Source organism: Mesorhizobium abyssinicae, assembly GCF_049887195.1.
Classification (GTDB): domain Bacteria; phylum Pseudomonadota; class Alphaproteobacteria; order Rhizobiales; family Rhizobiaceae; genus Mesorhizobium; species Mesorhizobium abyssinicae.
Genome location: NZ_JARAKC010000058.1, coordinates 1 through 5,724, shown reverse-complemented (window position 1 = coordinate 5,724; position 5,724 = coordinate 1). Strand labels below are relative to the sequence as shown.

General features: G+C 62.0%; 6 protein-coding genes and 3 pseudogenes. 4 read left to right on the top strand and 5 right to left on the bottom strand.

What is annotated here, in order from left to right; translation table 11 throughout:
* Nucleotides 1-120: 120 nt before the first annotated feature.
* The 5 genes and pseudogenes from PU724_RS33400 to PU724_RS33380 form a co-directional block, all read right to left on the bottom strand.
* On the bottom strand, nt 121-423 hold the full coding sequence (locus tag PU724_RS33400; RefSeq protein ID WP_354426018.1) for a condensation domain-containing protein: 303 nt from the start codon (nt 421-423) through the stop codon (nt 121-123).
* Nucleotides 408-776 (bottom strand): formyltransferase family protein, encoded by a 369-nt coding sequence (locus tag PU724_RS33395; protein ID WP_354426020.1) that lies wholly within the window; start codon nt 774-776, stop codon nt 408-410. The genes PU724_RS33400 and PU724_RS33395 overlap by 16 nt, the downstream gene beginning before the upstream one ends.
* A gap of 548 nt (nt 777-1,324) precedes the next feature.
* Nucleotides 1,325-2,552, bottom strand: a pseudogene (locus PU724_RS33390) (IS110 family RNA-guided transposase).
* Nucleotides 2,553-2,924: 372 nt separating this feature from the next.
* Nucleotides 2,925-3,158, bottom strand: coding sequence for a hypothetical protein (locus tag PU724_RS33385; RefSeq protein WP_354426022.1), 234 nt, complete (start codon nt 3,156-3,158; stop codon nt 2,925-2,927).
* Between the two features lie 2 nt (nt 3,159-3,160).
* Nucleotides 3,161-3,397 (bottom strand): annotated as a pseudogene (locus tag PU724_RS33380) (transposase domain-containing protein); the annotation flags it as partial.
* Between the two features lie 306 nt (nt 3,398-3,703).
* On the opposite strand from PU724_RS33380, the gene PU724_RS33375 reads away from it, so the two are divergent.
* The 4 genes and pseudogenes from PU724_RS33375 to PU724_RS33360 all read left to right on the top strand — a co-directional run bounded on the left by PU724_RS33375 (nt 3,704) and on the right by PU724_RS33360 (nt 5,678).
* Nucleotides 3,704-3,883 carry a hypothetical protein gene (locus PU724_RS33375; protein WP_354426024.1) on the top strand — a complete coding sequence of 60 codons (180 nt, stop codon included), beginning with the start codon at nt 3,704-3,706 and terminating at the stop codon, nt 3,881-3,883.
* Nucleotides 3,870-4,097: pseudogene (locus PU724_RS33370) on the top strand (recombinase family protein); the annotation flags it as partial. The gene PU724_RS33375 and the pseudogene PU724_RS33370, both read left to right, overlap by 14 nt.
* Nucleotides 4,098-4,375: 278 nt before the next feature.
* Entirely contained in the window at nt 4,376-5,197 is an 822-nt protein-coding gene (locus PU724_RS33365) for an outer membrane protein (RefSeq protein ID WP_426213810.1), read from the top strand.
* A gap of 88 nt (nt 5,198-5,285) precedes the next feature.
* Nucleotides 5,286-5,678 (top strand): hypothetical protein, encoded by a 393-nt coding sequence (locus tag PU724_RS33360; protein ID WP_354426028.1) that lies wholly within the window; start codon nt 5,286-5,288, stop codon nt 5,676-5,678.
* The last annotated feature ends 46 nt before the right edge of the window (nt 5,679-5,724 follow it).

The following is a 5,724-nucleotide window of genomic DNA, read 5'->3' as shown; positions in this document are numbered from 1 at the left end:
CAATCTGACCGGCATCTACACTTGGGATGCGGAGCATCAGATGCCCGAAGGCTTCCGGTCGCTCAGACCTCCGACGAAGCTACTTCGTGCCGCCGCCTGACGTTCCTGCTCCGTTCAGCCTTAGCGTGTCGCTGGGAACAGTTCTTGTTCCGACCCCTCAAGGCTCCGCTGCCATGCGGCCCGGTCCAGCCGACCCTTAAACCGCAAGGCCAGCGGCATGTGGTAGTTGGTGCTGGTCTCATCCAGCTGCGCCAGGAACCATAGCCGCTGCTGGGCGAACGACAGCACCAGCGGCTCTTGGCGCGACACCGCCGTGATCGCCGGCAGCTCGTGCGGGCCGCAGCGGCTCAGCACCTCGACGATGCCTGCCGCCAGATCGGCAAGCACCGGCCTGGTGAACAGCGTCGTCAGCGGCACGTCCATGCCAAAAGCCTGGCTTGGCGACGAGTACTGAGCTTGCCCCCCGTCACGCCAGCTAAAAGCTCGCGGAAACCCTCGACAGCGGCTTCGTAACATTTCAGGTTCAGGCTCAGTGCCGTGTCGGCGGGCGTCACCAGCACTTGGCGCTGAACCGCCACGTCGCCCGTATCCACCCCGTCATCGATACGATGCCACGTGATGGCATGCTCGGTCTCTTGCGCCAACAGCGCCCAAGACGTCGCGTGAGTTCCGGCATATCGCGGCAAAGGGCCGTCGTGGTAGTTGAAACACCTCGACTGATCTGTCCCAGCACATCGGCCGGCAAAAGGAACGGATTGACAACGGAAAAAAGCCACTCCGCCGGCTCGGTCTTCAGGAAGCTCGACAACTCTTCAACGCTTGCCATGCATGGGATGTTGGCGCGAGCCGCCCAGTTGGCGAATATCGCGTCGCCACACAGCACCGCGCGAATGTCGTGGTCCGTCTCCATGGCCAGCTGCGCGCAGCTGATCGCGAGTGTACCGCTGCCAACAAAGACGCTAGAATAGGTTGACCGAGTTGTAGCTTGTAGCCGATCGCCCTCGCTTGTTCTAGAGAAACTCTGACTGGCCATGGCCGCATCGAGCGGTGCGCGCCTGCAGCGAAAAGCTGCGCGCACCGCTGTCTCGGCTGCCTCCGCTCATTCCTTCCGTAGGTGCTACGGGTCCTGCTACAGGTCGAAGGCCTTCGCCAAGGCCTGCCGCAAGCTTGGCCTCAAGCACATTCGCACCAAACCCTACACGCCCAAGACCACTGATGTGATCGACAAGAGCCTTTTTGATAAATCTGCGCTATTCTCCTGTCGCGCACGGATGACCGCGTGGCGAAGAGCAGGGTCCGAGGTGAGAGCCCTGCCGCGCAGCTTCTATCGTCGCACCTCGTTTGCGGCATCCGTGCGCGCCTTTCTCGGGCCTCGCGGGTTCCAACCGGCGACGAAGCGTGCATAGGCGCCCTCGGCCTGCTCCACCCAGCGGCGCTCTTCTTCCCGGTGGCTCTTGATGTTGTAGGCGTGCGCGGCCCCCTTTTGGCCGCGCACAGCCTTGCTCCCGGCCTTGAGTTCCACATCGCGCAGCTTCTTGGCATGCAGGGAGGGTCGAGCCCACGCGTAACTCTCGCCCTTCGTCAGCAGATGCCAGATCACGACAGCGAGTTTGCGTGCGGTGGCGACGGCCGCGACATGCTGGCCGCGCCGGGCTCGCACGCGCAGGAAGAAGGCTCGCAACGGTCCGGGGGCACGAGCGGCCGCCCAGGCCGCCTCGACGAGCATGCCGCGCATGACCACGGCCCTGCTTGGTGATCCGCCCATGGTAGGCCGGACCTGGCCCGGACTGTCGGACGCTAGGGTTCAACCCGAGATAGCTCACGAGCTTCTGCGGATCGTCGAAGCGCGACACGTCGCCGATCGCCGCCTTCATCGCCAGCGCGACGGTCATGTCGACGCCGGGAATGGTCATCAGCCGCTTCACGCCTTCTTCCGCGAGAGCCGAGCGGGCAAGATCGCGTTCGATGACCTGGAGGTCTTCGCCCAATCGGTCGAACTCGCGCAGATGCCGATCGATCGCGAGGCGCTCGTCCTGCGGTACGACCTGCTCGCTCAACCATGACCGGCCCTTAGTGCCGCACAGGTCGGCATGCGGGCAGGACGGGATCAGGTGACTATGAAGGATCGACTGGATGACGTTCTTCAATCGAGATCTCTGTCGGACAATCTGATTGCGCCGTGTCACCTGTCGACGCAGAGCCTGCGTCGGCTCATCCGGAATCCAGACTTCCGGCAGGAAGCCGCTGGCACAGAGCTGCGCCAGAACGCTGGCATCGATCGTATCCGTCTTGATCTTGGCATAGGCGATGATGCGCACCTGCTTGGGGTTTGCGATCACCACTTTCTTCACATGCGGCGCGACAACCGCGGCGGCCGAGGATGCGTTACCCGTCGCCTCGATCACCACGACATCATCCAACGACAGCTTTCTTGCGAAGGCATCCAGCAGATCGCGCCGCATGTCGACACGACCCAGCCGCCTGAGCCTGCCGTCCTCCCAAGCTACCGCCTCGGCGAAGGCGCGATGGATATCCAGCCCGATGATGCGCATGCCCGTTCCTCCTTCTTGGCTCGGTCAAAGACGGGAGCTGGCGGGCAACACGACATCTACTGATCCGCGCTCGCAGCGCATCCGGGAAAGTCGCGAGGGGCGGCCATGTAACGAGCTCGGGCTCTCAGCCCACGGTCTATGGACGGCCTGCCTGCACCTTCGTGCTCCCGGTGCCCCACGTCCCGGATGGGCTCACCATAAGGCCGTTCCAAAACAAGAACAGCAGGACGAAAAGGCACCACAGATCACATACCGGATAACGGCAAGGCCGAGCGCTTCATCCAGACGGCGCTCAGGGAATGGTACCCACCCGGTGAAGACCGCAGGCGTGCGTATCCGGCGGCCATGAGCACCTGAGAACCGGTGCTGGGGTCAAGCTTTCGACGGTGAGACGCGATGATATTCTTCGAGGAGGAGTTTGACCTCCTCGATGCCTTCATCGGTGAAGGGCAGGATCCCGTCGTCATCGTTGGCGCCGTAGACCCAGATGACGCCGTCCTCGGGCTCGAGACCGAGGGTCAGGTCCTGGATGAGCGCTTCGCCGACGCCGAGGTCCCTGGCGACGCGTTCGACGGTGTAGACGTGATGCGCCTTATTGCGCTGCATGATCAGGCCGCCGCTGGTTGGGTCCGCAGTTTTGCGAATCTCCAATTCCACGGCAGCAAATCATCGATCCGCTGTGCTGGGTGGGCCGCGATGCGCGCCAGGATATCGGCGAGCCAGGCCTGAGGGTCGATGTCATTCAACTTGGCGCTGGCGATCAGGCTGTAGAGAACGGCAGCGCGCTGTCCGCCGCGATCGGAACCGCAGAACAGCCAGGACTTTCTGCCGAGAGCCATCGCCCGTTCATTCTGCCCATGTCGGGGAAGAACGAGAGGTTCACTATCCCTGGCATCCCTATTTCGGCCGAAAAGTCAGTGTGCGACGTGTAGAGCAGCGGGCGACCGGCCAGTTTCTCAAAGTGGAAGGCCCCTCTGGCATTGTCGTTTCGATGCCGGGCTGGATGGTGGATCCCGTCGTCTGCGCCGAGATGAGCCTTGGCCGGCCGCAGGTTGATATCGGGGCGCTGTCAGATTTGAAGAGGCTGGTCACCCCGGTCACGGCTTCTCCAAACTCCCAACGCGATGATGGAATCGCTTGGGAGAAAGTCGATGGAAAAGCACGACGTGCCCGCGCTGACCTCGGGCAGACAGATGAGCCTGATATTCGAGCCCCGCAGGCTGGACGGGATGAGCGAGGCGGAACGAACGAAGGCGGTAATCACGCTTGCCCAAATCCTGATGCAGGCCACCGGTCTCGTCGTCGAGGAGCTCGGCGATGACCGGCGCTGAACCGATCCCGGCGCAGCTCCTGAAGCGCAAGGCCGTCGTCTATGTGCGTCAATCGACACAGTCCCAGGTCATGACCAACCTGGAAAGCCAGCGGCGGCAATACGATCTCGTCGACATTGCACGTCAGCGCGGGTTCGCCGACATCGAGGTCATCGACGATGATCTCGGACGATCCGCGAGCGGAACGGTGGCCCGGCCCGGTTTCGATCGCCTGGGCGTTGATCGCCGATATCGTCGTCGACGTCGACGATGTAGCGCGTGACGTCACTTGGATCGACCTCAATGGTGGATGGGTTTTCTGCAGGCTGGCGCGCCTCCAGATCCCGCACACGGCGTAATGCGATTACCCAGTTTTTCTCTCCACACCTAGACGACATCGCCATCGAAAAGCGCTCGCAAGGAGAGTGGCTCAAGCTGGCACGAGTTTTGCCCAGTGGCTATTGGAGCGGCCCCACAACCGCCAGCCTTGGGAGTTTCGTTGCCGATCGCGTCATGCGTCGTTTGTTTCGTGAGGTGAATGCGATCTGGAGTTCTGATTTGGGGCGGGGCAACAGTCGCGTTCGCCGCATGCGGCGCAGCCAATTCGGCCAATCTCGACAGGATGGTCGAGCCGGGGTCGGCGGTTTGGGACTGGACCGGAGGATATATTGGCGTCCACGGCGGCGGGGGCTTGGCGGCACGTCCTTCAGTGATCCTTATGGCCCATCGATTTATGGAGACGTCGTCAGCACGCCGGTGTTCCTGGCCGGAGGCCAGATCGGCTACAATTGGCAAAGAGATAGGTTGGTATTCGGCGCCGAACTCGACGCGGGCTACGCTGTCTCCGACGGCACAAACAGCTGTTTTGCCTTCTCAGGCACTGCTGTAATAGACACCTGCCACGCAGGTCCGGACTCCTTTTCCACAGCGACCGCACGTGTCGGGTACACGTTTGGCCCGCGGGGCCAAATGCTGGCCTACGTCAAGGCAGGCGTTTGGCAAAACAATCGTGGCGAGATCGCCAACAACAACGAATTTTTGACGCAGGACTCCCCTGGGTTCGGACGGCAAACAACACATTTCGATTATGGTCGCTTCGGTTGGAGTCTCGGAGCTGGCGTTGAGCAAGCGCTCTCGCCCGATTGGTCTGTCAAATTCGAGTACGACTATATGGGTTTTAGCGGGACGCGTTTAACGACTCCTTCGACCGTGATGCGGGCTTCAATTTTCTGCGCGGTACGCGCTTTTCATCCTGAGGGCGCCGACGCTGGGCCTGGTCGCCTTCCCGGGTCAGACCCTGATCGTATCTGCAACGGCCGAAGTAAAGAATGGTGACTTCGCGATCGTTCGCACCCCCGGCAAGACGTACGCGAGGAGAATCGGGCTAGATAAATCGGATCGCTCGCGGATCGCGCTGGAGACGATGCCATCGACAAACCCGCGCTCTCCGCCGACCCACTTCATTCAGCGCAGTAGCGCACACCTGAGCAAGGTCATCGGGGTGCTGTTCGATGAGACTACGCTTGCGAAGTCGCAGGACGAGGCCGTCGAGACCGAACGCTCGCCTATCCTCGAGCAGGTAGTCGCTGCTGCAGGCGTTGTGCGTCGCTTCGACAGGCCGTCGCAGTTGATTGCCTTTCTCGAGCTCACGACGAACCGGACCTCGCCAGTGCGGCCGCCCTTCTCGATCGCCACCGCGTACTTCTTAGGTCATATCAAACGCAACAAATGCTTGGCTATACTCTCCCATGGCTCGCCCTCCGTACGTGCGGGCGGGCCACCGATCTCCGCCTCGGACCACGACGTCTGGCGCTGATCTGCTTGACGACAGCCACCGAGACTCAACGCCCCGCGTCAGATCG